Annotated in this window: 22 protein-coding genes and 1 pseudogene; 10 read left to right on the forward strand and 13 right to left on the reverse strand. The window is 41.2% G+C overall.

Annotated features, from left to right (window positions below; genetic code table 11):
• Nucleotides 1-283: 283 nt before the first annotated feature.
• Together IEE83_RS12175 and IEE83_RS12180 are read left to right on the forward strand one after the other, a co-directional pair.
• Entirely contained in the window at nt 284-1,165 is an 882-nt protein-coding gene (locus tag IEE83_RS12175; RefSeq protein ID WP_194120844.1) for an oxidoreductase, read from the forward strand.
• Nucleotides 1,166-1,212: 47 nt separating this feature from the next.
• Nucleotides 1,213-1,752 carry a VOC family protein gene (locus IEE83_RS12180; protein ID WP_194120845.1) on the forward strand — a complete coding sequence of 180 codons (540 nt, stop codon included), beginning with the start codon at nt 1,213-1,215 and terminating at the stop codon, nt 1,750-1,752.
• 60 nt (nt 1,753-1,812) lie between these two features.
• Here IEE83_RS12180 and IEE83_RS12185 read toward each other — a convergent pair whose 3' ends face one another.
• Both IEE83_RS12185 and IEE83_RS12190 read right to left on the reverse strand, forming a co-directional pair.
• Complete coding sequence (locus IEE83_RS12185; RefSeq protein ID WP_194120846.1) at nt 1,813-2,280, reverse strand: DinB family protein; 468 nt, start codon at nt 2,278-2,280, stop codon at nt 1,813-1,815.
• Between the two features lie 150 nt (nt 2,281-2,430).
• Nucleotides 2,431-2,787 (reverse strand): winged helix-turn-helix transcriptional regulator, encoded by a 357-nt coding sequence (locus tag IEE83_RS12190; protein WP_194120847.1) that lies wholly within the window; start codon nt 2,785-2,787, stop codon nt 2,431-2,433.
• Between the two features lie 127 nt (nt 2,788-2,914).
• Here IEE83_RS12190 and IEE83_RS12195 point away from each other — a divergent pair, with 127 nt between their 5' ends.
• Complete coding sequence (locus IEE83_RS12195) at nt 2,915-3,667, forward strand: SDR family NAD(P)-dependent oxidoreductase (RefSeq protein ID WP_194120848.1); 753 nt, start codon at nt 2,915-2,917, stop codon at nt 3,665-3,667.
• 292 nt (nt 3,668-3,959) lie between these two features.
• Entirely contained in the window at nt 3,960-4,193 is a 234-nt protein-coding gene (locus IEE83_RS12200) for a hypothetical protein (RefSeq protein WP_194120849.1), read from the forward strand.
• A gap of 267 nt (nt 4,194-4,460) precedes the next feature.
• Here IEE83_RS12200 and IEE83_RS12205 read toward each other — a convergent pair whose 3' ends face one another.
• The 4 genes from IEE83_RS12205 to IEE83_RS12220 form a co-directional block, all read right to left on the reverse strand.
• Nucleotides 4,461-4,640: a DUF3606 domain-containing protein gene (locus IEE83_RS12205; RefSeq protein WP_194120850.1), complete on the reverse strand. Its 180-nt coding sequence runs from the start codon at nt 4,638-4,640 to the stop codon at nt 4,461-4,463.
• A 314-nt stretch (nt 4,641-4,954) separates the two neighbouring features.
• On the reverse strand, nt 4,955-5,950 hold the full coding sequence (locus IEE83_RS12210; RefSeq protein ID WP_194120851.1) for an SDR family NAD(P)-dependent oxidoreductase: 996 nt from the start codon (nt 5,948-5,950) through the stop codon (nt 4,955-4,957).
• A 124-nt stretch (nt 5,951-6,074) separates the two neighbouring features.
• Nucleotides 6,075-6,845: an SDR family oxidoreductase gene (locus IEE83_RS12215; protein WP_194120852.1), complete on the reverse strand. Its 771-nt coding sequence runs from the start codon at nt 6,843-6,845 to the stop codon at nt 6,075-6,077.
• Nucleotides 6,846-6,872: 27 nt separating this feature from the next.
• Nucleotides 6,873-7,628, reverse strand: coding sequence for an SDR family NAD(P)-dependent oxidoreductase (locus IEE83_RS12220; protein ID WP_194120853.1), 756 nt, complete (start codon nt 7,626-7,628; stop codon nt 6,873-6,875).
• Nucleotides 7,629-7,732: 104 nt separating this feature from the next.
• Here IEE83_RS12220 and IEE83_RS12225 point away from each other — a divergent pair, with 104 nt between their 5' ends.
• Nucleotides 7,733-8,089, forward strand: a complete 357-nt coding sequence (locus IEE83_RS12225; RefSeq protein WP_194120854.1) for a winged helix-turn-helix transcriptional regulator — start codon at nt 7,733-7,735, stop codon at nt 8,087-8,089.
• 231 nt (nt 8,090-8,320) lie between these two features.
• Here the strand turns inward: IEE83_RS12225 and IEE83_RS12230 are convergent, their stop codons facing one another.
• Nucleotides 8,321-8,839, reverse strand: coding sequence for a DoxX family protein (locus tag IEE83_RS12230; RefSeq protein ID WP_194120855.1), 519 nt, complete (start codon nt 8,837-8,839; stop codon nt 8,321-8,323).
• 182 nt (nt 8,840-9,021) lie between these two features.
• Here IEE83_RS12230 and IEE83_RS12235 point away from each other — a divergent pair, with 182 nt between their 5' ends.
• The 4 genes from IEE83_RS12235 (at nt 9,022) to IEE83_RS12250 (ending at nt 16,092) form a co-directional block, all read left to right on the forward strand.
• Entirely contained in the window at nt 9,022-10,035 is a 1,014-nt protein-coding gene (locus IEE83_RS12235; RefSeq protein WP_228101781.1) for a sensor histidine kinase, read from the forward strand.
• Entirely contained in the window at nt 10,032-10,751 is a 720-nt protein-coding gene (locus IEE83_RS12240; protein ID WP_194120857.1) for a LytR/AlgR family response regulator transcription factor, read from the forward strand. Before IEE83_RS12235 ends, IEE83_RS12240 begins: the two co-directional genes overlap by 4 nt.
• Nucleotides 10,752-11,341: 590 nt before the next feature.
• The gene (locus tag IEE83_RS12245; protein WP_194120858.1) at nt 11,342-14,608 is read left to right on the forward strand and encodes a SusC/RagA family TonB-linked outer membrane protein; all 3,267 of its coding nucleotides are present in this window, start codon (nt 11,342-11,344) and stop codon (nt 14,606-14,608) included.
• Nucleotides 14,609-14,637: 29 nt separating this feature from the next.
• On the forward strand, nt 14,638-16,092 hold the full coding sequence (locus IEE83_RS12250; RefSeq protein ID WP_194120859.1) for a RagB/SusD family nutrient uptake outer membrane protein: 1,455 nt from the start codon (nt 14,638-14,640) through the stop codon (nt 16,090-16,092).
• Between the two features lie 288 nt (nt 16,093-16,380).
• Here the strand turns inward: IEE83_RS12250 and IEE83_RS12255 are convergent.
• The 5 genes and pseudogenes from IEE83_RS12255 to IEE83_RS12275 all read right to left on the reverse strand — a co-directional run bounded on the left by IEE83_RS12255 (nt 16,381) and on the right by IEE83_RS12275 (nt 21,840).
• A pseudogene (locus IEE83_RS12255) lies at nt 16,381-16,749 on the reverse strand (SDR family oxidoreductase).
• Nucleotides 16,750-17,347: 598 nt separating this feature from the next.
• Nucleotides 17,348-18,325, reverse strand: a complete 978-nt coding sequence (locus tag IEE83_RS12260) for a gluconolaconase (RefSeq protein WP_194120860.1) — start codon at nt 18,323-18,325, stop codon at nt 17,348-17,350.
• Between the two features lies 1 nt (nt 18,326).
• The gene (locus IEE83_RS12265) at nt 18,327-19,535 is read right to left on the reverse strand and encodes a PQQ-dependent sugar dehydrogenase (protein WP_194120861.1); all 1,209 of its coding nucleotides are present in this window, start codon (nt 19,533-19,535) and stop codon (nt 18,327-18,329) included.
• 463 nt (nt 19,536-19,998) lie between these two features.
• Entirely contained in the window at nt 19,999-21,375 is a 1,377-nt protein-coding gene (locus IEE83_RS12270; protein WP_194120862.1) for an exonuclease domain-containing protein, read from the reverse strand.
• Nucleotides 21,376-21,414: 39 nt separating this feature from the next.
• Entirely contained in the window at nt 21,415-21,840 is a 426-nt protein-coding gene (locus IEE83_RS12275) for a hypothetical protein (protein WP_194120863.1), read from the reverse strand.
• A gap of 404 nt (nt 21,841-22,244) precedes the next feature.
• Between IEE83_RS12275 and IEE83_RS12280 the strand changes: the two genes are divergently transcribed.
• Nucleotides 22,245-23,483 carry an amine oxidase gene (locus IEE83_RS12280; RefSeq protein WP_228101782.1) on the forward strand — a complete coding sequence of 413 codons (1,239 nt, stop codon included), beginning with the start codon at nt 22,245-22,247 and terminating at the stop codon, nt 23,481-23,483.
• 224 nt (nt 23,484-23,707) lie between these two features.
• Here the strand turns inward: IEE83_RS12280 and IEE83_RS12285 are convergent, their stop codons facing one another.
• Entirely contained in the window at nt 23,708-25,273 is a 1,566-nt protein-coding gene (locus tag IEE83_RS12285; protein ID WP_194120864.1) for a glycoside hydrolase family 30 protein, read from the reverse strand.
• Between the last annotated feature and the right edge of the window lie 55 nt (nt 25,274-25,328).

The raw sequence follows: 25,328 nt of genomic DNA on the forward strand, positions 1-25,328 counted from the left end.
GCATTGGTTAAGCAGAAATGGATTAAGCAACAGTTTTTAATAGTTTGCAAGTTTAGCAACCTGATATAACAGCTCAAAATGAAGTTGTGTTTGCTTCAAAAAAATGAAAATACAGGGTTATTTAAAAATCCGTTCGGTATTATTAGCCCTTTCGTTCTTCATAAAACTATCTCCTTTTTAGCAAATCTTTGAAATTCGTAATAGAAGCTTTGTTATGGATACAGCCCAGGCCTCTGATTGTGATCAATTTTGTCTCATCAAATAATTTAAACGATTGGCAAAAATGAAAACGCAAAAAACATGGTTCATTACCGGGGCCTCACGAGGATTTGGATTAGAAATTACAAAAGCTGTACTCGCATCAGGTGACCGGGTTGTTGGTACTGTTCGCAGCAAAGCCGCAGAATTGAGTGCACATTTTAATAATGACCCTGATCTGTTGGTTATAACAATGGATGTTACAAATGAGCAGCAAATTAAGGCTGCCGTTCAACAAGCCGTCGATCAGTTTGCACAAGTCGATCAGTTTGCACAAATTGATATCCTGATTAACAATGCCGGCTATGGATTACTTTCGGGTGTTGAAGAGGCTACCAATGAAGAAGTGAAGCAAAATTATGAAGTGAATGTTTTCGGGACGCTTAATGTGATCAGAGCTGTGCTTCCGTTTATGAGGGAAAAGAAAAGTGGGCATGTGATCAATATTTCATCCGTAGGCGGCCTCGGCGCATACATAGGCTGGGGACTTTACGGCTCTACAAAATTTGCGATTGAAGGAATCACGGAAGCGCTGGCTATGGAAGTTGCCCCGCTGGGTATTTTTGCAACGGTAGTCGCACCAGGATTTTTCCGGACCAACTTTCTGGATGAAAGCTCACTTATCAGCAGTGCTCAAATTATTCCAGACTATGCGGAAACAGTAGGAGCCATGCGGAAATTTGCTGCCAAAGTAAACTATCAGCAGCCAGGAGATCCTGAAAAGCTGGCAAAAGCCTTCGTTGCACTTGGAAATTCAGAAAATCCTCCGGTGCATTTGCCTTTGGGGAAAGATTCTCTTGAAAGATTCAGAAGCAAAACTGCGGCTTTTGAAAAAGATGTTGCCGACTGGTTTGATACAATCACAGGAACAGATCACGATGATGTCAAAACCAACAAACCGGAATAAACACGAAATAATCTTAATGTATTTACCAAATTTTCACATCTGCAATCATGAAAACATACATCAAAACTGCTTTGTATAGTATATTATTTTTAATGACAAACATTATTGCCCAGGCACAGCATAGTGAAGCCACCGGTTTTAAAATGCCGGCACTTAATCCTGGCAGTGCACTTTCCGAAATCAGTGGGAATCACGTTGGAATCCGTGTCCCTGATTATGCAGCTGCTATAAAATGGTACACTGAAAAACTCGATTTCAGGGTAATTCACGAATGGGATTATGCAGACGAAAAACTCGCTTATCTTGCTCCGGCCAATACGAATGATTTTTGGATCGAGATTCTTGCTGGTGGAAAACTAATACCGAATACCAAATTTAACGACCTGGGAAAAAGTCTGGAAAGTGGCGGCTATCATCACTTGTGTGTCCACGTCACCAACCTTAATAAAGTACTGGCTGAATTGAAAAAACGCGGTGTTACTGTTGTCGGCCAGCCTTTTTATCTGGATGCCATTACAAGAAATCTTGCGTTTATCCAGGATCCCTGGGGCAATATGATCGAACTATCGGAAGTTGTTAAAAAATAACGTATAAATAATATCGTTAACGAACAGAATACTACGGACTTTTCCGAATTATTCTGTTCGTTAAGTCGTAGATGGAAAAATCCTTGCATACTGAATATAATCGGTGGATGGTGGGATATGACCCAATTCTCTGATCCGGCGGACAATCTGGCCGCGGTGGTAAGTGGCATGATTTACGACATGAGCAAGCGTGTCTTGAATTGTATTACTAAATGGCTGTCCAGCAAGATTATTATAATCGATTTGCTCAATGAACTTTTGTTTATCCAGCCCCTGAATGTAGTCCAGCCACGCTGTTCCGTTATCATTTAAGAGTTCTGGCAGCTTGGCCAATTCCAGAATCTGCCATACGGGCTGGTCATTCTGTTGATTGATAATCCGGTAATACCAGTTTGATTGCGCCAGAAAAAGATGGCTCATTAGCTTTATGCAATCTTCATCCCGGATCTCGTTTTCGGATAAATGATTACAAATGAAATTGTTAGCCCAGTTGTTAAAGTCAAAAAGCCGGTAAAAGTAGTCGTTCATTTATATGATGAGTTGTTATAGGGAAAATGATAATTTTACCATAATCCTGGCGATTAGTAAAGTTTCTACGGACTTGTAGGAAATCTCTCAGGATACAATCAGTAAAAGTGGAAAAGAGGTTATATCATCCCGAGTGAGATTATTTCATGGTTAATTTTGGTTTGCAAAGACTTCATTTTCCAATTGTTTTTTGCCCCAGTTATGTAAATGTTCGATAAAAGGAATCAATTCCCGTCCTGTGCTGCTTAGTGAATATTCTACTTTTGGTGGTACTTCATGAAACATTTCACGGATGATTAATTGATCATCTTCCAATTCGCGTAAAGTTTGGGTGAGCATTTTCGTAGTAATGTCGGGCAATGTCCTGCTCAACTCGCCATAACGCAGTATCTTTTTTGAGTTCAGATGCCACAAAATCCGCGCTTTGTATTTTCCACCGATCCGTCTGAAAGCATAATCAACTCCGCATGGCTGCACTTTCCCGGAAATGTTTGATTTATTTTTCATTTTTATTTTTTGATAATTCATTCATATTCAGCAATACCTACTTTTTGGTATGTAACATACAAAAAAGTACATACTTGCCAAAAGTATACAAACAATCTAACATTGCAGTTCATTAAGAATAGAAAAAATGGACTTGAAATTAAAAGATAAAGTGGCTGTGGTAACCGGTGCATCAAAAGGAATTGGTGCAGGAATAGCAAAAGCGTTTGCAAATGCGGGCGCAAAAGTTGTGGTCAATTATGCTACCGATAAGGAAGGGGCAGAAAAAGTTGTAAATGAGATTTCAAAAACCGGCGGCATTGCCATTGCTGTGCATTGCGATGTTACAAACGGGGCTGACGTCCGGAGAATGTTTGAAGAAACCAAAACTGCCTTTGGGCAGCTGGATATTTTGGTAAATAATGCCGGTGTTTTCAAATTTGAACCGTTAGAAGGTATTAGCGAAGATAGTTTTCACAGACAATTTAATACCCATGTTCTGGGCAATTTGTTGTGCTCGCAAAATGCTGTTGAAATGTTTGGCGATCAGGGCGGAAGCATTATAAATATTAGCTCAACCGTAAGCACAAATCCGATGCCTGGCCTGCTGGTATATTGCGGTGCAAAAGCGGCCATTGATACTTTTACAAAAGTATTAGCAAAAGAATTGGGAGGAAAAAATATCCGGATAAATACGATCGCGCCGGGTGTCACAGATACAGAAGGAAATCACACCGCCGGTATAATTGGCAGAGAACTGGAAAAACAAATGGTGGCTAACACTCCTTTGGGCCGTACCGGTCAGCCAGAAGATATTGCAAAAGTTGCCGTTTTTCTTGCCTCTGAGGAGGCAGGCTGGGTGACTGGCGAAAGAATTACCGTTGCCGGTGGTTTGTTATAATTTTTTCGTATTTGTTAAAGACTGCCGCCTGTAAGGGTGGCAGTTTTTGTTTATGGTAAATATGCATAGAAATAATTTTATTGGTCGAGAAAAAAATCGAACTAAAAAAATTGAAAATATAAAAATTAAAAATATAAAAATTAAACAAATTCTTATCGGAGTAAATATCAACCAAATAATAACTTAAAGCATATCTATTATTAAATAAGTTAAAATATTTATAGATTTATTTATAATTATTTCTTAGCGATTTTAAAATAAATTGTAAAATAATTTTAAAAACAGAGAGCAAATGAAACGTTATCTACTTTTTTGCCAGCTCGTTTTATTGTACTCATTTAATACCAATGCTCAGTTTAATGCTGGTAGAAATAGATTATATATTCGGCAGGTACAGATATTTATTTATGGTCTCACGTTCAGGCCGACTACTTCTTTTTCCATTACCAACAAGACTTTGACCATTTCTTCGGTAGCCTTGTCAGGAAGTCCTCAGAGTATTTCGCGGGTTTATCTCAAAATTTAAGAAAGAAAATTAATATGGTATTCCTCTGTTATCGCGTTCAAAAATAGATAAGTCTTGCTGATATTTGTTTTTTGCTAATTTTCTTTTTTGAGAACTCAAAGTCGCTTTTTAGATAGTATTCATCTTCAAAGGGTCAGGATTGTTAACATGTTTATTTGAGTTCCAATATTACAGAAGTACGTATTGTCGGACACGCTTAAAAAACTCAGCCTCCATATTTATTTTGTGGAGACTGAGTTTTTATAATGAATGCGAGTATTTATGAGATTATTCTTTCTCTAAATATTCCCTGACGGCCTGGGCAGAAGTACCTACCGCTTCAACGGCTTCATTTAATTTTCCCTTTGATATTCCAAGAGCCTCTGTCCAGTAAGCTACTTCATAATTTTCGTTAATATTGATTCGGCTGCTATCGGCCGGACCAATTTTGGTTTTATCGTCTGCCATGATTTTGATGTTTTGGTTTAAGCCGGTCATTACAAAAGTCATACCGCGTTTCCAGAAAAGATATATTGGACTGGATAAATTTCCGGTCAATCTACTCGGACCAATCATATAAATCATTTTATCTGAATCAGTATTGGATAAGGTACTATAAATCAACCAATCAACTCAGAGTTCTACATTCGATTAAAAACAATAAATCCTGCAAATCAACAGTTTACAGGATTTGTTGTTTTAAAATTTTAATAGGTATGATGTGAATATTTGATCAAATATTTATTTGATGTACGCCATATACCGATCTAATATCAAAAAAATTAATCAACATTAAATGTAGTGCCGGTTAGTTTCTCAGTCAATTTCCACAATTGTTTGGCACTTCCTTCCTCCAACGAATATGGTTTTACACCGTTTGGTATAGATGGATCGATTGCCAACTCAGCGATGTCAACATCTTCGAGATAGACACCGCCAATATCTTTCAGTGACGGACTGGTAGCTGCCCAGATGGCGGTAGCGGCGCCTTGTGGAATCGTTTTAAGGGAATCTATAACTTCCTGTACAATATTTCCCTGCGCATCAAGGAAGCCAAATTGCTGTAATATTTCCTTTGGAGCTTCCCGAGTTAATTCCGTTCCCCATATATTGCCCGGGTGTACTGAATAGGCTCTTACGCCAAATGATTTGGCCCGGTTATCCAGTTCAAGCGAAAACAAGTTGACAGCAGTTTTTGACTGCCCATAAGCCTGTAAGGTTTCATAGTCATGTTGTTCAAAATTCGGGTCCTCAAGATTGAAAGGTGCAAATTGATGTCCCAAAGAAGAAAGATTGATTACTCTTGCACCATTTGCTTTTTTCAGCGCTTCCCACAATCCGGCTGTCAGCTGAAAAACGGAAAGATAATTGGTGGTGAGTTGCGATTCATATCCGCGTGCATCACGTCGTAAAGGCACGAACATAATTCCCGCATTGTTAATCAGCAAATGCAGCGGTCTTTGAGATGCAAGAAACTTTTTAATAAAAGAATCGACAGAGCCTGAGTCGAACAGATCCATTTCTTCAAGTTCAACATGATCAATTCCTTTCAGATTTTCCTTCGCTTTTTCAATATCTCTTGCAGGTACAATGACCGTTGCACCAGCTTTTGCGAGGGTCTTCACCGTTTCCAAACCGATGCCTGTGCTGCCACCGGTAACGATGGCGATCCTACCGGTAAGATCAATTCCCTGGATTACATCATGTGCAGTCGATGTAGCGCTAAAACCAGAACCAATCGGTTTCTGAAACGCCCCTTCATAATTATTTGATATCATTTTGATAATTGTTCATTTAAATAAAAAACTGACCCGGCAAACTCCTCTTAATGTTCCGGAGGTTTTTGAATTTGACAGCATTGTGCGAGTGTTTAAACGCCTGCACAATGCTGTCAATCAATAATTATTTCATAAGGCTGATATTTGTCATCCCGCCATCAGAAAGAATTTCAGTTCCCACAATAAAAGTAGAATCATCAGAGGCAAGGAAAACGGCAGCTTTGCCTATATCAGAAGGTAAACCCATTCTACCAACCGGAATCAGGTTTGTCCAAATTTGTTTAACCTGCTCTACGTGTTCCTCCGGTACTATTTTACCAAATACAGGTGTGTCAATAGAACCTGGCGACAACGCATTTACTCTGATTTTTCTTTCCAGTAAATCAAGTGATAAGCCTTTTGCCAGCGATATAATTGCCGCTTTGGCTGCTGCATATATCGCCATTCCAGGTGCTGCCCGATGTGCTGCGCTGGAACCGATCAGGATGATTGATGCTCCGTCGTTCAGATAAGGAAGCGCTTTTTGAACAGTAAAATAAGAACTCTTCAAATTCAGGTCCATATACTGGTCGTAGTTGTTTTCCGTAACATCGGTAATGGCTGCCATGGGACTGCCCTCCACAGCACCACCTGCGTTTACAACCACCGTATCAATCTTTCCGAATTTGTCAAAAGTTTCTTTGAAAATCCTTTCAAGATCTTCCATCCTGGTCACATCACCCGCGATACCTATGAAGTCTGTTCCAAGTTGTTTAACGGACTGGTCAATTGTTTCCTGATTTCTTCCTGTGATAGCACCAACTGCTCCTTCATTTCTGAATGCTTCTGCAATGCCAAATCCGATTCCGCTATTGCCACCGGTAATGACGGATACTTTATTTTTTAACTTACTCATTTGTTTGTTTTTAATTTGTTTTAAATTTTATATACCGTAGATACCACCCGAAACGGATATCTTCTCACCTGTAATCCATGCCGCGTCATCCGAGGCAAGGAATACAGCCACTTTTGCGATATCTTCCGGCTGACCTGTACGGCCAAGTGGCGTATTGGCAACCAGTTTGGTTTCGAAATCGCTGCCGATGAAACCAGCACTGTGAGACCCTTCCGTCTCCACTACGCCGGGTAAAATGGAGTTGATACGGATGTTTTTACCGCTGAATTCTTTGGACAAAGAAATCGTGACGGCGTCAAGCGCTGCTTTGGTTGCAGAATATACCGAGCCCGTTGCCAAAGGCGTATTACTTGCCCCTGAACTGATGTTGATGATATTTCCGCCTTTATCCCCGAATAGTTTAACTGCTTCACGAATTGCCAGTATTGATCCCAACACGTTGACGTTAAAATGCTGATGGATGGATTCCGCGGATACCAGTTCAATAGGGGCGTATTGATAAATTCCAGCATTATTTACCAGAATATCCAGTGAATCGAAAGCGGTTTTTGTTTCTTCAAAAAGCCTGATGACGTCAGCTTCTTTTGACACATCGCCCTGTACTGAAATGGCAATACCGCCGTTATCAGTTATGGCCTTCACGACTTTGTCAGCACCTTCTTTACTTGATGCGTAATTCACGACAACTTTTGCTCCTTCCTCCGCAAAATATTTGGCAATCGATGCACCTATACCTTTTGATGCGCCTGTAACTATGGCTACTTTGTTTTTTAACTTATTCATTTTTCTATCATTACAATTTGAAGCTACAAAGGTAGATTGTGAATGTTTATTTTAGTAACTTTGTAACGAAAAGTAACAGTAACCTTGAAGTAACAAAGTAACCTATGGAGTGCAAACCGGAATTTCAAATAGATCGGAAAAAGGAGATGATGGCAGTCCACGACGCTATGGACGTGCTGAGTGGAAAATGGAAAATCTATATCATTTCATCGATCTGCCATTATAACAAAAGAAGGTTTTCTGACATTCTAAACGATGTAGTGGGTATATCGAACAAAATGTTGAGCAAAGAATTAAAGGAACTGGAAATAAATAAACTGGTCGAGCGAACGGTTTTAGACACACATCCTATAACGGTTCAATATGAACTTACCAAACATGGCAAAACCTTGCAAACGATCATTAATAATCTGACAGCGTGGGGTATACAGCACCGGAAGGAAATAATTGGGGATAACTGACTTCTTTTAAAAAACGGAGGTTATCCAGAAGATATTTTCATATTAGAATATATCTGGCAACGCTAAAAACGTGTTCATTAACGGAATGAGCGAGATGAGAAATTTTCTGTTCATCCTTTGATATAACAACTTTACGGAAAGAAAGTTATGTGAGAAGCAATCAGCATTGCATTTGATCGTCAATCTGATTGCTTCTTTTAAATTGGAGTAAAGTCTGTATCACTTCCAGTCTTAACTTTTCACAGGCACTTGCTTTTCCGTTATAGTATATACTTTTTTTGACGTTGAAATTATAAAATCAACGGATCTTCTTCCTGCGCCTTCGATCAAAAGAAAAAGGCATGTGAGTATTTGCGCATATTCAGAACGGATTTCGTGGAGCACTGCCCAAATACCGGTTTTTGGCGGAGAAGGCGGCAGAGGTAACGGGCTTGTGCCAAAATAGAGATCAACCTTGGTACTAAGTATCGCAACGATCATTTGTATGACAAAATAAAATGCGGCGACCCTTGTAAAAAGCCCGAAGATGAGAAGTAAGCCACCGATAATTTCACCGGCGGCTATTATGTGTGCGGTAGTTTCGGGGAATGCAAAGCCTAATTTTGTGAACCTGCCTACGCCTTGATTTGGGTAGACAAATTTTAAAATGCCTTCCCAGAAAAAGACACCTCCTGCCATTAAGCGTAAGAATAAAATGGCAGATTGCCCGGTAGCAGGCGGATTAAAAAACCAATCGACGATTTTTTTCATTGTTTTTCGTTTTAGATAATTGATGCCGCTAACCTCACCATTCCCACAGCGTATTAAAAACTTTTTACAGCAACCATTCCTTTTTCTTGATTAACCCCTGTTTTATCAAGAATTTTACCTGCATGGTGTAATAAAGTTTACCGCTGATTTTAAGGTTGATAACTTTGGAAAACCAAAAGAAATTGAAAAGCAGGACACTACGCTATCACATACTTTTTTGGGCAGGTATCTATCTTTTATGGGTGCTTGTTTTTCGCAGTTATTCGGTTTCTATCACCAAAACAATGACTGTGGAATTTTGCTATTTGATTTTTATCACAGCCGACTTTTACGCTATCAATAATTTCAGTGTTCCAAAATTATTGTTCAGGAAAAAAAACTTTCTGTTTGCAATTGCCACGCTGACAATCATTGCTCTTTCGGCATGGTTCAGGACATTGGTAGCTTTGCAGATGAACCGGCATTTTTTTCATGGACCGGTAATTGATTTCAATACAATATATTTAAATTCATTAGTCAATATTTCTCTTTGGGTATTGTTGGTTACAATCATTAAGATGTTGATCGACAGGAAACAAACCCAGAAGCAGCTGGAATTACTGGAAAAAGAAAGAATAAAAAATGAACTGGATTATTTAAAAGCGCAGATCAATCCTCACGCACTTTTGAACTCACTGAATACCATATACGGTCATATTGATAGAAGCAATCGTACGGCCAGAGCGATACTGTTACAGTTTTCCGATTTATTTAAGTACCAGCTCTATGAGTGCGGCGCAGAAAAAGTGAGTTTGGATAAAGAGGTGGCGTACATCAAAAATTATGTTGCTTTTCAGAAGTTGCGAAAAGATGACAGGCTGGTTGTAAATATTGACACGGAAAATATCGGATCAGGATTAGAAATTGCTCCGCTCCTGATTGTTGTGTTGATCGAAAATGCTTTCAAATTTGTCAGCAGTTTTTCTGATAAAGAGAACAAGATTGATATTCAGATTTTTGTAAAAGAAAACAGGTTGTTTTGCTCCATTATCAATACAAAAGAAATACATCAAAGTGCCATCGATGTAAATTCAGGCGGTATCGGATTAGTAAATTTAAAAAGGCGGTTGGATTTGTTGTACGCTGACAAACATACACTTGACGTAAATAATGAACAGGATTTTTACGAAACAAATTTATCGATAAATTCACGATGAAGCTGAAATGTATCATAGTAGACGATGAGCCGATAGCAAGAAAAATATTGCAGGAATTTATTGAAGAAATAAGTTTTCTGGAACTGGTCGGCCAGGCTGAAAATCCATTGAAAGCCATGACATTGTTGGATGAAAATGGCGTTGACTTGATTTTTCTGGATATCAATATGCCTAAGCTAAATGGTATCGATTTTCTCAAAAATTCAAAAACATCCGCAAATGTGATAATGACAACGGCTTATGCAGAATATGCCATTGAAGGTTATGGACTGGATGTTCTGGATTATTTGGTAAAGCCCATATCCTTTGACAGATTTTTGAAAGCTTGTAATAAAGCAAAGGAAATGAATGCTTTGAGAAAAAATGTTCAAACACAGAAGCCGAATCCTGACGACCATTTTTTTATAAAATGTAATAACCAGATCGAGAAAGTTTTGTACGAGGATTTGCTGTATGCCGAAGCGATGCTGAATTATGTGATGCTCTACACAAATTCAAAAAAAATGATGGTATATGTTACGATCAAGAATCTGGAAGAACAATTGCCATCAGATATTTTTATTAAAGTCCACAAATCTTTTATTGTGAACAAAACTAAGATTAAAAGTATTGAAGGCGTTATTTTGAACATTGGAAAAGAAAAGATTACGATCAGCCAAAGTCTGCGGGAAAAAGTTATTTCAGAAATTGTAAAAGACAAAATGATAAAACGATAAACAGACATCTGGTTTTGCAAACGTTGTCCGGAAGGATTGACAGCAGCGCGCCAGCTTCACGATACACTAAAAAATTACGCTTGAAATATCTCGATTTAAATCATAAGAGATATTATTACTGCATTAAAATACAGCTTTGTACAACTTCGAGTTTACTTTAATGTTAAAAGTGTCTTCTTAAAAAGATACAATTAATTTGCATTTATAAATTTTTTTAATTTAGTTTGTCTATAAACTTAGTAGACTATAATCTTTACTTGTAAACCACCTGTGGGTAAGGAGTCAATTTTTTAATCATAATTCTTATGAGCATAAAACATTTACTCTCGCCAGTTCCCGTTACGTCAGGAAGGATAATCATCCTGATTCTTTCGTATTCCCGTTGTTGCAGCCAGTTGCCGAGATATTAAGTTCATTGATCTTTTCTGATCATTGATGCTTTTTGTCTGGTTATTGTAACCGTATCTACACCTCCCGATTCTTTCAGGGAGAAAGAATTCCTATGTCACATGCAAGTCTCTTCCGGTTTGTTTGATCCGGAATTTTGTTTGAACTCATCTTATGATCTATTAATTATATCCTATTTTAGAATGCAAAAAAAATACCCAGCTTTACTGCGGGACTCATGGAAAATCAGGTCTGCCCGCGCACTCTTTCCCCTGGCCGTTTTACTGGCCGCTAATCCGGCATTGGCCGAAAACAATAAAATAAACAAAGTATCAACAGGCCATATAACGCAATCAAAAACAGCGGATCGGGTAATTTCAGGTTCTATTAAAGACAAAGAATCCGGCGACTTTTTACCCGGTGTAGCTGTACTCGAAAAAGGAACTTCCAATGGTACTATCACCGATTCGAACGGGAAATTCACTTTATCAGTCAATGAAAATGCGACGCTGGTTTTCTCTTTTATCGGATACAGTCCCATAGAACGGGCAGTCAACGATAAGGCCGGTTTTGATATTGAGCTGCTTTCGGATAGCAAGCAGTTAAGTGAGGTAATGGTTGTGGGATATGGTACGCAAACCAAAGCCGAATTTACCGGTTCGGCGGTGCGTGTTGCCGGAGAAGCGATCAAGGAACAGCCTGTCCAGAGTTTTGATCAGGCGCTTGCGGGCAGAGCAGCCGGGGTAAGCATTGGGCAGCCTAACGGAGTTTTAAATAACCCGCCGGTGATCAGGATTCGTGGGGTAAATTCAATTTCGTTGAGTTCGTATCCGTTGGTTGTTGTTGATGGAATTCCGATTAATACCGGTAACGTTTCTGCCAGTACAGCCGTGCCAAATAACCCGCTTGGAGATATTAATCCCGCTGATATTGAATCAATTGACGTTTTAAAGGATGCGGCATCAACTTCTATATACGGGTCACGGGCAGCAGCTGGCGTATTGCTGATTACCACCAAACGTGGCAAGACGGGCAAGCCAAAAATTTCATATGAAACCTGGGCGGGTGTTTCCGATGTTGTCCGCTTGCCTAAACTTTTGAACGCAGAACAATACATTGCGATTAAAAATGAGGCAGTTTTAAATGCCAAAATTTTGGGTGGAAATGCAAATAATGACAACGTAGCATCTGCACTGTTTTTTCCAAATACCCGCTCTGACGGCTCACCGATTGACACACGTTGGTATGACTACATTTACCGGAAAGGTGTCTCTCAAAATCATAACGTAAATGTTTCTGGCGGTACGGAAACCACCAAATATTATTTCTCTGCCAACTATACCAAACAAAATGGATTCCTGAAAGAAAATGAATTTAATAGAAAGGCTGTGCGCTTCAATATCGACCAGACCGTAAACAGTTGGTTGAAATTAAAAGGAAGTGTTTCGTACAACACCAGCTATAACGAGTCGCCCTATAACGGATCTTTGCCGGGATCAAACTTCTTTCTGGTAGGTGCAGCCCGTCTGGCAATTTCCTTACCGCCAAACGTTCCTGCTTTCAATGAAGACGGAAGTTACAACATCAGCACTGCGAGTCCGAACACGATTGGAATGGGAAACAATAAAGTGGTGAGTAACTTTGGAAATCCGGTCGCGCTTCTGGAATTGAACCGTTATACATCACAAAATGACCGGGTGATTGCCAGCTTTGGAGCTACGGCAAAACTTCTTAAAAACCTGGATTTTAATACTTCGTATGCAGTGGACCGTTTGCGTACGGATAATGTAAGTTTTGATAGTCCCGTTCAGGGTAATGGTTATTCCAGCAAGGGATCTGTTGCCAACGTTTCTGCCATCCGCGATAGCTGGAACTGGACCAATACGCTGAATTATTCAGAAACTTTCGGCGGCAAACATGCGGTGACTGTACTTGCAGGTTACGATGTTCAGAAATTTACTAATTCGTCCTGGGGTGCAACGAGAACACAAACGTCTGATCCCTTTTATCAGAACTATCAGGGAAACTGGGGCTCGATCACAGCTTCCGACAACGATATTAATGAGCGCGCATACCTGTCTTACTTTTCGAGGATTACGTATGATTTAAGCAAAAAATATTTCCTTACGCTTAATTTCAGACGTGATGGAAATTCTGCGCTGGGAGCAGGTAAGAAGTATGGTAATTTCGGCGGAGTTTCCGGTGGCTGGGCGCTTTCAGAAGAAGAATTTTACAAAAATTCAAGCGTTGCTTCTGTCTTGAATAACATTAAGTTAAGGGCAAGCTGGGGAAGGGTTGGAAATGGTAATTTGAGTAATTCATACAGTTCGCTGGAATTATACAGCGGGTCACTTTACGGAAGTGTACCAACCTCCGCTATATCACAGGCCGGAAACGCTTCTCTGGGCTGGGAAACCAGCGAGCAAACCAACATCGGTGCTGACTTGGGCCTGCTAAATGACCGTATCCAGTTAGAGCTGACTTACTTTAATAACAATGTTAACGGTTTGATCCTGAGTGCACCTCAGGCAATTTCAAAAGGAATTCCTAACAATTCAATATTGGGTAATGTGGGATCCATGTATAACCGTGGTATAGAGATCGGTATCAATGCCAACTTGATTCGGAAGGGAAGTTTTTCCTGGAACGCTTCATTAAATTATACCAACCTGAATAATAAAGTAACGGCACTTGCAGAGGGTAACACAGACATCGTAGGAACTACACACGTTTCCTATGAAACTACCAATGTGACCCGGGTTGGATATTCTGTCGGCAGCTTGTACGGCGCAAAAACGGCGGGTGTAAATCCGGATAATGGCCGCAGGATTTTTATTAATGCCAAAGGAGAAAAAGTACAATATAGCCAGGTGGTAGGTGCCGGTGATAATCAATGGTCTTATCTGGATGGCACGAAGGCCGCAGCCATTACGGGTGCTGACTATTATCTGATCGGAAACGCGCTGCCAAGATGGTACGGAGGTTTTATCAATAATTTCAAATACAAAAACTTTGATCTTGGAATAAATTTGTCATACTCAGGTGGGAATCTGGTCATGAACGGGACCCGGGCCACATTGCTTGATCAGCGCGCCTATAACAATTCCACTGAGGTTTTGACCCGCTGGCAAAAACCGGGTGATGTTACCGACGTTCCCCGTCTGGTTTATAACGACCAGCTTTCGAGCGGCTCTTCGTTCCCTGTATCTACCAACGCCGAAAAAGCAGATTTTATTCGTCTTCAGAATGCTTCGCTGGGATACCGGTTTCCATCTTCAATTCTGACCAAAACAGGTATCGGTTCCTTACGGGTTTATGCGCAGGTGTCCAACGGATTTTTATGGACAAAATACAAAGGAAGCGATCCGGAATCTTCTGTTAACGGAAATTCCAATACTACGCCGGGAGTTGAAAAAAATTCAATTGGCCAAGCCAGAACGTTCACTGTGGGTCTTAACGTAGGATTTTAATAAAAGCTGTTTTTAAAAAGAAGATTACTATGAAAAATATAAATTTATCACCGCGTCGCACCGGATTGTATTTGAGTTTAGCTTTGTTTATGGCAACTGCTGCCTGCAACAAAGATGAGCTTTTAAATCCGACGCCGGAAACTTCCATCAGTGGAGCAAACGCCTTTGACACGCCGGACAGAATTTTGGCATTGGTGAACGGAATTTACAAAGCAGCTAAAAACGCCAACTTTTACGGGGGAAATTATTATACCTATACTGAGGCCAGGGGAGAAGAATTTATCAACCGGACCAGCAATACATTCACTGCTTTTGAGGCTTGGAGTGAAACGCTGAATGCCGGATCCAATTTTGTTGCCGGTTTCTGGGCTGCGGCTTACAGCACCATTAATAATTCCAATATTCTTATCAAAGGGATTGCTGATAATCCCGGCAAGGTCACTGATGTCGTTGGAAAACAATATGTTGCAGAGGCGAAATTTTTGAGGGCCCTGAGTTATTTTGATCTGGTGACATTATATGCCCGTCCATTAAACGAGGATAAAGGCGCATCCAAAGGGCTGCCGCTACGCCTGCTGGCAGAAACTACAACTGCAAATAATGATTTGAAGAGAAGTACGGTGGCAGAAATTTATACCCAGATCATTAAAGACCTTGATGAAGCAGAAGCTGACCTTCCGCTTACCTATTCCACTGCGTTACTTAATACGACAAGAGCGCACAGGAATACTGCAATTGCTTTAAAAACAAGGGTTTACTTAAACAGTGGGAATTATGCCAAGGTCGTTGAAGAGGCAAAAAAGATTGTCTCAACCACTGCTCCATATTCTGCCACAACCGGTGTAGCGCACAAGCTCCAGAATATTATTGAAATTTTTACAACGAATTATACGAGTACTGAATCAATTTTGTCTGTACCGATGACCGAGCTTGACAACGTTACCGGACAATCTTCTTTTCCGTATGTTTTTAATGCCAATTCAGAATACAACCTGAATCCTTCCGGAATCTGGGGAGACGCAGAATGGAAAGCGACTGATGCCCGAAGAACTTTTGCAAGAACCGCTTCTGGTGTTCAGTTTTTGACAAAGTACAACAAGCCTTCACCGTTTCTGGATTATCTGCCAATTATCCGGTATTCTGAGGTGCTGTTAAACTATGCAGAAGCGGCCGCCCGTACGGGAGACCTGGCAACGGCAACTGCATTGTTACAGGCAGTGCGAAACAGGTCTGATGCAACTTATACATTTCCATCAGCTGCCATTGGTACCCAGGCTGCTCTTGTCAGTACCATTTTGAAAGAAAGAAGGATAGAGCTTTTAGGAGAAGGATTCCGTTCAAATGACTTGCTTAGGAATCTGTTTACCATTCCCGCAAAATCCAGCAGCGCGCTGATTGCACCAGCCGTAGAACCGTCACAAAGCAATTACATTTTTCCGTTACCAAATACAGAGATCACCTCAAACAAACTGCTTCTGGATTAATTAAAAACCGGTCCTGTCTGTCATGATATCAGACGGGGCCGGAATTTTTTTTATACATTAAAGCTTCTCTTTACCAAAATTATGGTCGTATCATCCTAATCTTTAACGGTTAATCCGTTTTGGAATAATAAATAAATGAAGTTTAGAAACACCCAAATTTTTCTCAAATCTTCTCATAACCAGACAATTCGAGATCAGTATCCGTTAAAACGACTACCAGCTCATTGCCGCGTTGTTATTCATTTGTAAAATATCAACGACATAATATTTCAGCGTTTTCATTTATTTTCAACGTGTTAACAAACCTGCATCCAGGACAAATTGCGATCCGGTAACATAACTGGCTTTATCTGAAACGAGATATACAACCGCGTTTGCAACATTTTCAGGCTCAATCTACGGAACAGGCAAAAGATTTCCTGCCGATGCCTCAGCAATTTCCTGCGACGTTTTTCCTTCCAATGCGGCCAGGCCATCGTTCATAGGCGTATTCATACCCGTTGCATGAACGGAATTTACACGGATATTATGAGGTGCCAGCTCAATTGCCCAGGATTTTGTTATTCCGACCAATCCCCAGTTAGGAGCGGCATAATGACTTAAACGGTTCATCCCGCGGAAGCCTGCGACCGAAGAATTGTTGACAATATTCCTGATTTTGCTTGATCATAACCGGAATCACATGCCGGGCAGCGAGCCAGGCACCTTTAAGATTGATATTGATCATGTCATCCCATTCTTCTTCGCAAGCTCATGAGCCAGCCGGCAGGCACATATGTACCGTAGGGAAAAGTGGATTTTTTAATAAGCAATGGAAACTAAAATTATCGTATGGAGGAATTTTCACCAGATTTTCCAGCAGCTTCTTTAAAATCCGTAATTGTTAATACGCCCTTTATTAAAACTTTTGGTCTGCAAAATCCATTGGAAGCAAAATATTAATCGTAAATCTATCAGGACTCATTTGAGTATATTTATTTCAACTGTGGGGAAATGAAGTTTCAAGAAGCGATACTCTATCAGAGAATTACCCAGTTAGGACAAACAGCCTATGAATTAATTGCCGTTTTTCAAAATCTGAAAAAGTATTGGAATTATACGTTTTAGAAGAACTTTACTGGAATGATCGAAAATATGAGTCACATTCTGTTAATTGCCAGATTTATAAGTACTTATACAAAAAAAACAATCCGGTGAAATAGCATTTCACCGGATTGTTTTCTGACCTAATTTTCTAAATATCTGTAAGCATCGCTTATTTTTTCATTTTTGGCAAAGGTTTTATTTTGGCTAACTGAATCGCAAAATATTTAGGAGGCACTGCATTGCTGTCAACCAGCTCACTAAACTTTGCATTCATTACCCAGATATCTTTTCCATTCCTTACCGCAGTGGAAGGGTAGGTAAAGCGGTCGGCGGCGAGTGTGGTGCCAGATAGCCATGCGCTTTTGAAATTATCGTCGGTTTTAAGCTGAAATATTTTGTCATTCCCTCCATTAACTACGACAGTGAGTTTATCGTCACCGCTCATAAGCAGTCCATCTGCACCCAGGAAATACTGGTCAACTTCTACTTTTTGTACATTGTCGGGAGCTTCGATATCTACTTTGTAGATCTGTCCCGTATTACTGTTGTCAACCAGCAGAAATCCGGCGGGGTGATAAACGATGCCATTCAGGCCAATTCCCTTGGTCTCATATTTTTTGCTTTTAGAAAATACCGACGCCTTGCCCTCAGCAGTGATTTTATAAATCACATTAGCATAGCTGTCAGTCATATAAATATTTCCCTTTGCGTCAAAGACCAAGTCGTTACCAAAATGCTTGCCAGGAACCAATCCTGAAAGGTCGGTATCTGACAGGCGTTTACCGCTGGCCAAATCAATACTGATCAAACGGATCATTTTTTGTCGTGTGTCAAGAGAAGTGAATTTACTGTAATTCGCATCACCCACACAAACAAAAAGTCTTTTACCATCCGGATGTATTTTCATTCCGTATGTTGATTTTAACATACTGTCGGCATGCAGAACTGAGTATGCACCTTCCGGCGTCACTTTACCAATTGTGCCGGTTCTGGCAGAAGATACATAATATACATTTCGCGTACTGTCAAAAGCAATTCCTTCCGGGTAGGAATCCGGAGCGTTAAAATTTATTCGTTCGGATGGCTTGATGGCTATGCAGCTGTATACAAATGCCATACAGATCAGCGGGAATATTAATTTTTTCATCTTAGTTCGTTTTTTTAACTGCATAAATTACCCCATTTGCATCGTCAGAAACATACACCACACCTGATGGGGTCACAGTAATACCAGCTGGGCGTCCAAATCTGGTTTTTCTTTTGAAAAGCAGCATTCCGGGTTTTAAAAATCCAGTCATAAAATCTTCGGCGCCAACGGCATTTCCATTTTCAAAGTGAATACGCTGTACTTTGTAGCCCGAAGGTTTACTCCGGTTCCATGAGCCGTGCCAGGCAACAAGTGCATCACCGCTGTATTGCGTTGGAATATTTGCAGCATCACCAAAAAACTTGAATGCGATCGGCGCCATGTGTGCAGGTAATTCCAGAGTAGAAGGCAATGTATTTTTAACCCATTCTTCCTTCGTATCCCCGGCGGGGTCTTCACGGCTTTGGTCAACCTCTTTTTTACCATAGGCGAAGGGAAAACCATAGTTGCCATTTTTGACGATCTGATTAATTTCTTCAGGAGGCCATTTATTGCCTTTTCCATCACCTCCATTGTCAGCTCCCCACATTTCTCCGGTTTTCGGCTGAAAATCAAAACCTATTGTGTTTCTCAGGCCACTGGCGTAAATAGTTCGTTTCCAGGTTTTCGGGTCGACCTGTAACATGGTAGCCGTCTCTTTATCGCTTTCTTTACAATCATTACAAGTTGCACCTACGCTCAAATACAACATCCCGTCAGGACCAAACTCTATGGTGCGGTTCGGATGCTGGCCGCCACTTGGCAAATCACTGATCAGAATTTGGGTTTCACCAAGTGTACCATCCGGGTTTAATGGGTAACGTCTTAGCTGCTCATTATTACAGAGGTACATAAAGCCATCTTTGATGGTAATACCGTGAACACCTTTAAATTCGGACGCAACGGTGGTAAGCTCTTCAAATGTATTGTTTTTGTCATTGTCCCTCAACATCAGCACATCCCCGGCATCCCTGCGTGTGACATACAATTCTCCATTAGGTCCATTGTATAACATTCTGGGTTTTCCCAGACCAGCAGCAGCTACACTGACTTGCCAGCCATCGGGAACCTTAATTAACTTGACCATGGCAGGAAGAAAGTCCAGGTGCTGGGGATACTTGGTGATCAGAACCGATCTGGTTTTAGCCTTTGGTGGCATACCCCGCTGTGCATTGGCTGCACTTGCTCCCAGGATTAGAAGCAGCAGAATTGTAAATGTGTTAAATTTCATAAAGGATTTTTAGTTAGACGAACTGTTTTTCTGACCGGGCATAAAACGGTCTGGATCAGATTATGTATCATGGGAACACCCCGACATGTCCAGCACGCCCTGTAAAGTTTTATGCCAGCCGGTGAATTGATACCCTTTTCGTTGAATGGAGCTTAAATGCCTTAAAACCGGGATTTGTGTAGATTGTTTTGCGCCGTATAGCTTTGTTAGAACTGTTTTTGCTAAAAGTATGCGCTCCCTACATGTTTAGAAGGAAATCAGTGTCTTTGCTGCATGGTTTTTCGAAACTGGGCATGCTTTTGTACAGACGGGCAAGGTTCAGGCGGCTAATATCCATATTTAATTAAGGTAATTTTGATTAGTCTTACCGCTATGTAAAGTTTCAAAATGACTAGTAGTTAACCGTTGTGAAGTGCTACTTATCAGCCTTATCATAGGGCGAAAACGAATTCATTGTAACCTCTTAGCAGCTCAGAAATTTGACCTTTGAAGGATTTTTAGCGGCGAAATTTAAAATGAGCTGCATCATGTAATGGTTCGCAGAGATTGGTTTCAGACTTTGCATGGCTTGGGCAAGCCCGCCGCTCAGGGCTTCATAAGAAAGATGTCCAGCCGCCGTCAGACGTCCTTTCTGCACCAGGATGCAGCTTTGTTCACCAGGATCTCTTCCCGTATCCAGAATCACAAAATCCGCAAGTCCCTTGGCAAAGAAGTCCAGCGCCTGCATCACCGATGCATTGTACTGGATGGCCGTTATAGCTTTAAAATCGCCGCGCAGTTTTACCAGCTCCGGATCATCCTGGCTAAACAGAGGATAATGGCCATAGGCGCATTTATCAGGATTGAGCTTAAAATCCATGACCAGCTTTCTTAGGCGACGGATACCGTCTGCTTCTTTATCAAAAACGTGCAGAGCGCTATGAAATTTGCTCTGTTTTCCGATCACAAGCCTTAAAAAACCATCACCATCTTCGTAGCTATACAAAGCAAACCGCGGTTCTGCACGTTTCAGGGCTCTGTTATACAATGGCCAAAGTCGTTTGATTTCCGATGCCTCTAAAATTAGTGCCATCAGCTCGCTGCCGCAGGGTTCGCAGCTGACCGAAAAAATGTTTCGAAGAAAGTTTTGGCGCTGTGCATTTGGATTATGTCCTGTAAAGTGCTGACTCACCCGTTTTTTAATATTCGCCGCTTTGCCAATGTATATATCCTTGCCTTTTTGGTCTTTGAAATAATAAATGCCAGGGCAGGATGGGAGCGCAGTAAATTCTTCCTTGTCAAGATTGGGAGGAAGCAGCTGCTCTTTTGATGTTTTTTTAAGCATGGATGCGATATGCCCCTGAGAATCCGATGCGAGCAGTTGTTCAAATAGTATCACCGTAGCATCCGCATCGCCGCCTGCCCGGTGGCGGTTTTCGATCCGGATTCCGAGTGTATCACATAGCTTGCCAAGACTGTAAGAAGGCAGGCCCGCTTTAAGTTTCCTGCTTAAACGAACGGTGCAAAGCTTGGGAGCATTCAGCTGATAGCCTGCCAGCTGAAGATGATATTTTAGAAAGGAATAATCAAAATTAACGTTATGGGCAACAAATACGCATCCATCAAGCATCTGGTAAATTTTTTCAGCCTTCTCGCTGAACGTAGGGCTGTCCTGGATCATTTCAGGATGGATGCCTGTAAGCGCCTGGATCGGCAGGGGAATAGAGCAGCCGGGATTCAGCAGCGTTTCAAAGCGATCAATTACTGAAATGCCATCATGAATCCGGATAGCTACTTCTGTGATTCCGCTTGCGGCCGCATGCCCTCCGGTGGTTTCTATATCGACAATTGCATAGTTCATTTCCAGCTCGTTTTGGGATTGAATTTCAATGCTGCTCCATTACAAAGATTCAGCCAGCTGGGCAAAACCTACATAATCTGAATAAATAAAGTCTGCAATCGCATCAATTTGTCTTGATTTCATTTTAAGCTGCTCGGAGCGGTTCTCCGTAATGGATGCAGTTTCCTGCCGGCTCAGCAGGATCTGTTTTTCGAAAAAAACGACTTCTTCATTTAGATCAAAAAATTGCAAGTGAAGTGGCAGTGTTTGAAGATCGGGCCAGGTGCTGATTTTTTTAAAATGCACCGGAACGGCAATCACCTCACCACCATGACTGAGCTTAAAGATCAAAATAGGGATATCACACAAAGAGCGCAGCTCAAAGTGGACGTCGCAGCTTAAACGGCTGCCGGCCGCAGGTTGCTGCCGGAAAATTCTAATAACGACTTTGTTTTTTGCCGGAATTATTTTGATAGATTCTTTCATGAGATGTGAAGTTTTTAATACGTTGATGATTTTACTCTTTTTGTAATTGACAGATTTACAGGGTTAATCAAATTATTGATACCATTAGTATCAATAATTTGATCTAATAAGCATCAATAATAAGTTAAATTTTTATAATTCTCAAGAGATGATCCTGCATGTTTTGTTTTACTTATTAAACATGAAGCTGCTCTGTGAAGGGCTTATCTGGTTTGCAGCGGTCTGAAGCTTGGTATTAAGTTTTTCATAGTTTCCAGAAAGGGATAATGGGTTGTGGTATAATATTTTTATATCACGTACAGCGATTTGATCCAGCTGGCTTTTACTGAAAGTTATTTCCTAACCCCACAGAAATTAAGACCCAGCGCCCAAGGCGAAATATCTCACATTCAAAATCAGCAACAATGCAGAACTATTTTAATCCGGATACTTCTTTGAAAGAAGATGCACAACGTGATAACAAAGTTTTTTTAGAAAAACCTTTCTGTGCAGATATTTCATTCAGGACATTTTGGATAGCCGGATTCGAATGCAGTGATCTGATGAATGCAAGCAATCACCGTGTAGATTTACTTAAAATGACCGGGCATCTGAAATTACTGAGCGAAGATTATTCCCGTATTAGCTCGGTAGGCATTAAAACGGTTCGGGAAGGAATCAGGTGGAGCGTTGTTGAATACATGCCATACCAGTACGATTTCAGTGTGGTTCTTGAAATGATGAGCGCTGGCAAGGATGGAGATATCCAGCAAATCTGGGATATCTGTCATTTTGGTTTCCCCGCTGATCTGACACCTTTTCATCCCGAGTTCAGGTTAAGGTTTGTCTCACTCTGCAAGGCCTTTGTCAGCTTTTATATGCTTCATTATCCCGGCGAGCTGTTGTATGTCACACCCATTAATGAAGTGAGTTTTCTTTCCTGGCTCGGCGGTGAGGCTGCTGGAACGGTGCCTTATTGTCGTAAAAAAGGATGGGAAGTGAAGTATGCCTTGATGAGCGCCTACATTGCCGGCGTGAAGGCAATGAAAGAGCTCAGCAGCATGGTTAGAGTTGTCACTACCGAGCCGCTGGTCAATATGGTGCCTGGCCTGGAACCGACCGCCGAAGATTATGCGGAGGCGGCAGCCCAGAATGAGCAGCAATTTCAGTTTGTTGATATGCTTTGTGGGCGATTATGTCCAGAACTTGGAGGAAACGCCGATCTGGTTGATGTTATTGGTTATAATTTTTATTACAATAATCAATGGATTATAGGCGGGCACGAGTTTCTTGGTTGGAACGATCCGGTGCCCGATTCAAGATGGCTGCCACTTTCCGATCTCCTTGAGTCGGCCTATAAACGCTACGGCAAACCGATCATGTTATCAGAAACAAGCCATCCAAAAGAAGACCGGCCGCTGTGGATTGCTATGGTTGCAAACGAATGTGCAAAGGTGATCGACCGCCACGTTCCACTGGTAGGTATTTGTTTATATCCCATTATTGACAGGCCCGACTGGGACTATCCGGAGGTATGGCATCACTCAGGCCTTTGGGATAACGACGCTTCCACAGGCAGCAGTAGGGTTTTGCACCAGCAATCTGCGGCGGCCCTTCTTAAAGGCCAACAATTAATAGCCGGACATATGAAGTTGTCAGAATAAATCTCTCACTAAGTGTTGTATGATTTTTGCGGGAATTAAGACAATAAATACCGATAAATCCATATATCTAATTTATCCCATATCCCTTAGCATAATGCAAAGCCCCTGTGATGTTTTTTTCAACACAGGGGTTTGAGCGGAAGAGGAATTTTTTAGCGGTATTTTGTATTTTGATCGGCGTAATGCTGGCAGGCTTTGTAATGTCTTTAAATCACAAAATTTATCTATTTCCCTGTTTTTGCAATTATTGTTAAAATGCTTTTTGGGTTAACAGAGAAACCTTTTGAAAAGGCTGTAACGTCTACCAACCCCAGATTGCTTTCGGCAGAAGTCTGGTAGGCACTTTGAACCAAAAGACTGCCTTGATTTGATTTTAAAACAATTTCCTTCGCCTGTGTTCCGGAGTTGATAATGACAATGACAAGTTCTCCGCTGGTATTCAAATAGGAAGAGACCAGAAGATCACTCTGATCGCTATTAATGGAAATCCCGGTTCTTACTGCCCCCGGACGGATGAAACGGCTGTACTGTCCTAATGCCCATAGCATTTTTGTAGCCTGAAAATTTCCATCTGTTTTGTTTTTATCGATAGAGATCAAACCATCTTTATAGTTATAAGGTGAGATAGCCAGCCACCAGTGCCATGCCGAAGCGTTGGCATTTACCAGGTCATTGTGAATCACCCGGGCTACGTATAATCCGGGTTCAATACCAGGATCTTTTCCTTCTCCTTTTATCTCCCCTTCGTTATCACCAAGAATACAGTATTCTGACATCCAGTACTTTAAACCGCCAACGGTTTTTAATTCTTCTGAAAGCCTGGTCCTTTTTTCTGCCGCTGTTTTATAAGGCGATGTGGTAAAATAGCTGTGTCCGGAAATGGATTTTGAAAGATTGGGCAGGTCACCAACGTAGTTAGCCGAGGCTTTGTTGAAAAAAGAATAGATCTGGTTCTGGCGGTCCTGTTTGTTAAATTCAGAATACAGATAGTCAATCTGGCCGGCTTCGGCAATATCAATTTTGGTGTCAAGTTTTTTCTTGATTAAAGCAGCGCTGAGAAATCGGGTAATTTGAGCAATTTCATTGTTGTAAAAAGGAGTGCCTTCCTGGCCACCATCACTCCAATCCCACTGCGGTTCGTTCACAGGGCTGATATGGTTGAATGTGATGCCTGTTTTGAGAGAAACACCCGAAATTACATCGGCAAGAAATGATGCAAACTGCGGGAAACTTCCGGTCGCAAGATTAGTCTTTCCATTACTTGCATATCCCTTTTTGTTGATGGTAAACTGCACCGGCGGACTGTTTGGAAACGCCAGAAACTCATTTACACCGCGGGCTTTGGCGGCATTTAGAAACCAGATCTGCCCAGCCTGTTTGTCCCAATTATAGGCTCCGTTTTCGTTCAGGAAAGATTCTGCCCTTCGCCATTCATCATTAATTCCGCTTTGGTCGCCTTGCTCCGCGCTGCCTGCACCGATATTAAATCGCCATAGCGACAATCCGATTCCCTTCGGCTGTCCGTCAGACGAAAGCTGCTGGCTGAAAAGAAGATCTGCAATTGCATTTCTTTTTGCATCGGGCCAGTTGCCAACAAACTGGCAGGCCCAGGCGTCAGAAGCGCCAAAATGATCTATGGATTGAAAGGTTTGGGATGGATTTATAGTGATTGTTACGGGCTGGGCTGTTTTGGGATCTTCGTCGTTTTTCTCAGCCGCCTGGCATGAGCCAATTGTGAAGGTGAGAAAAAGCAGGGTTAATATTTTGCAGGAGGTGAATTTTGAAAGCATGATTTAGGTATAAAAAAGCCCTTTTCCCGGAGAGGAAAAGGGCTGGATTTGAAAA

It is taken from the genome of Dyadobacter subterraneus (assembly GCF_015221875.1).
In the GTDB taxonomy this organism is placed as follows: Bacteria; Bacteroidota; Bacteroidia; order Cytophagales; family Spirosomataceae; genus Dyadobacter; species Dyadobacter subterraneus.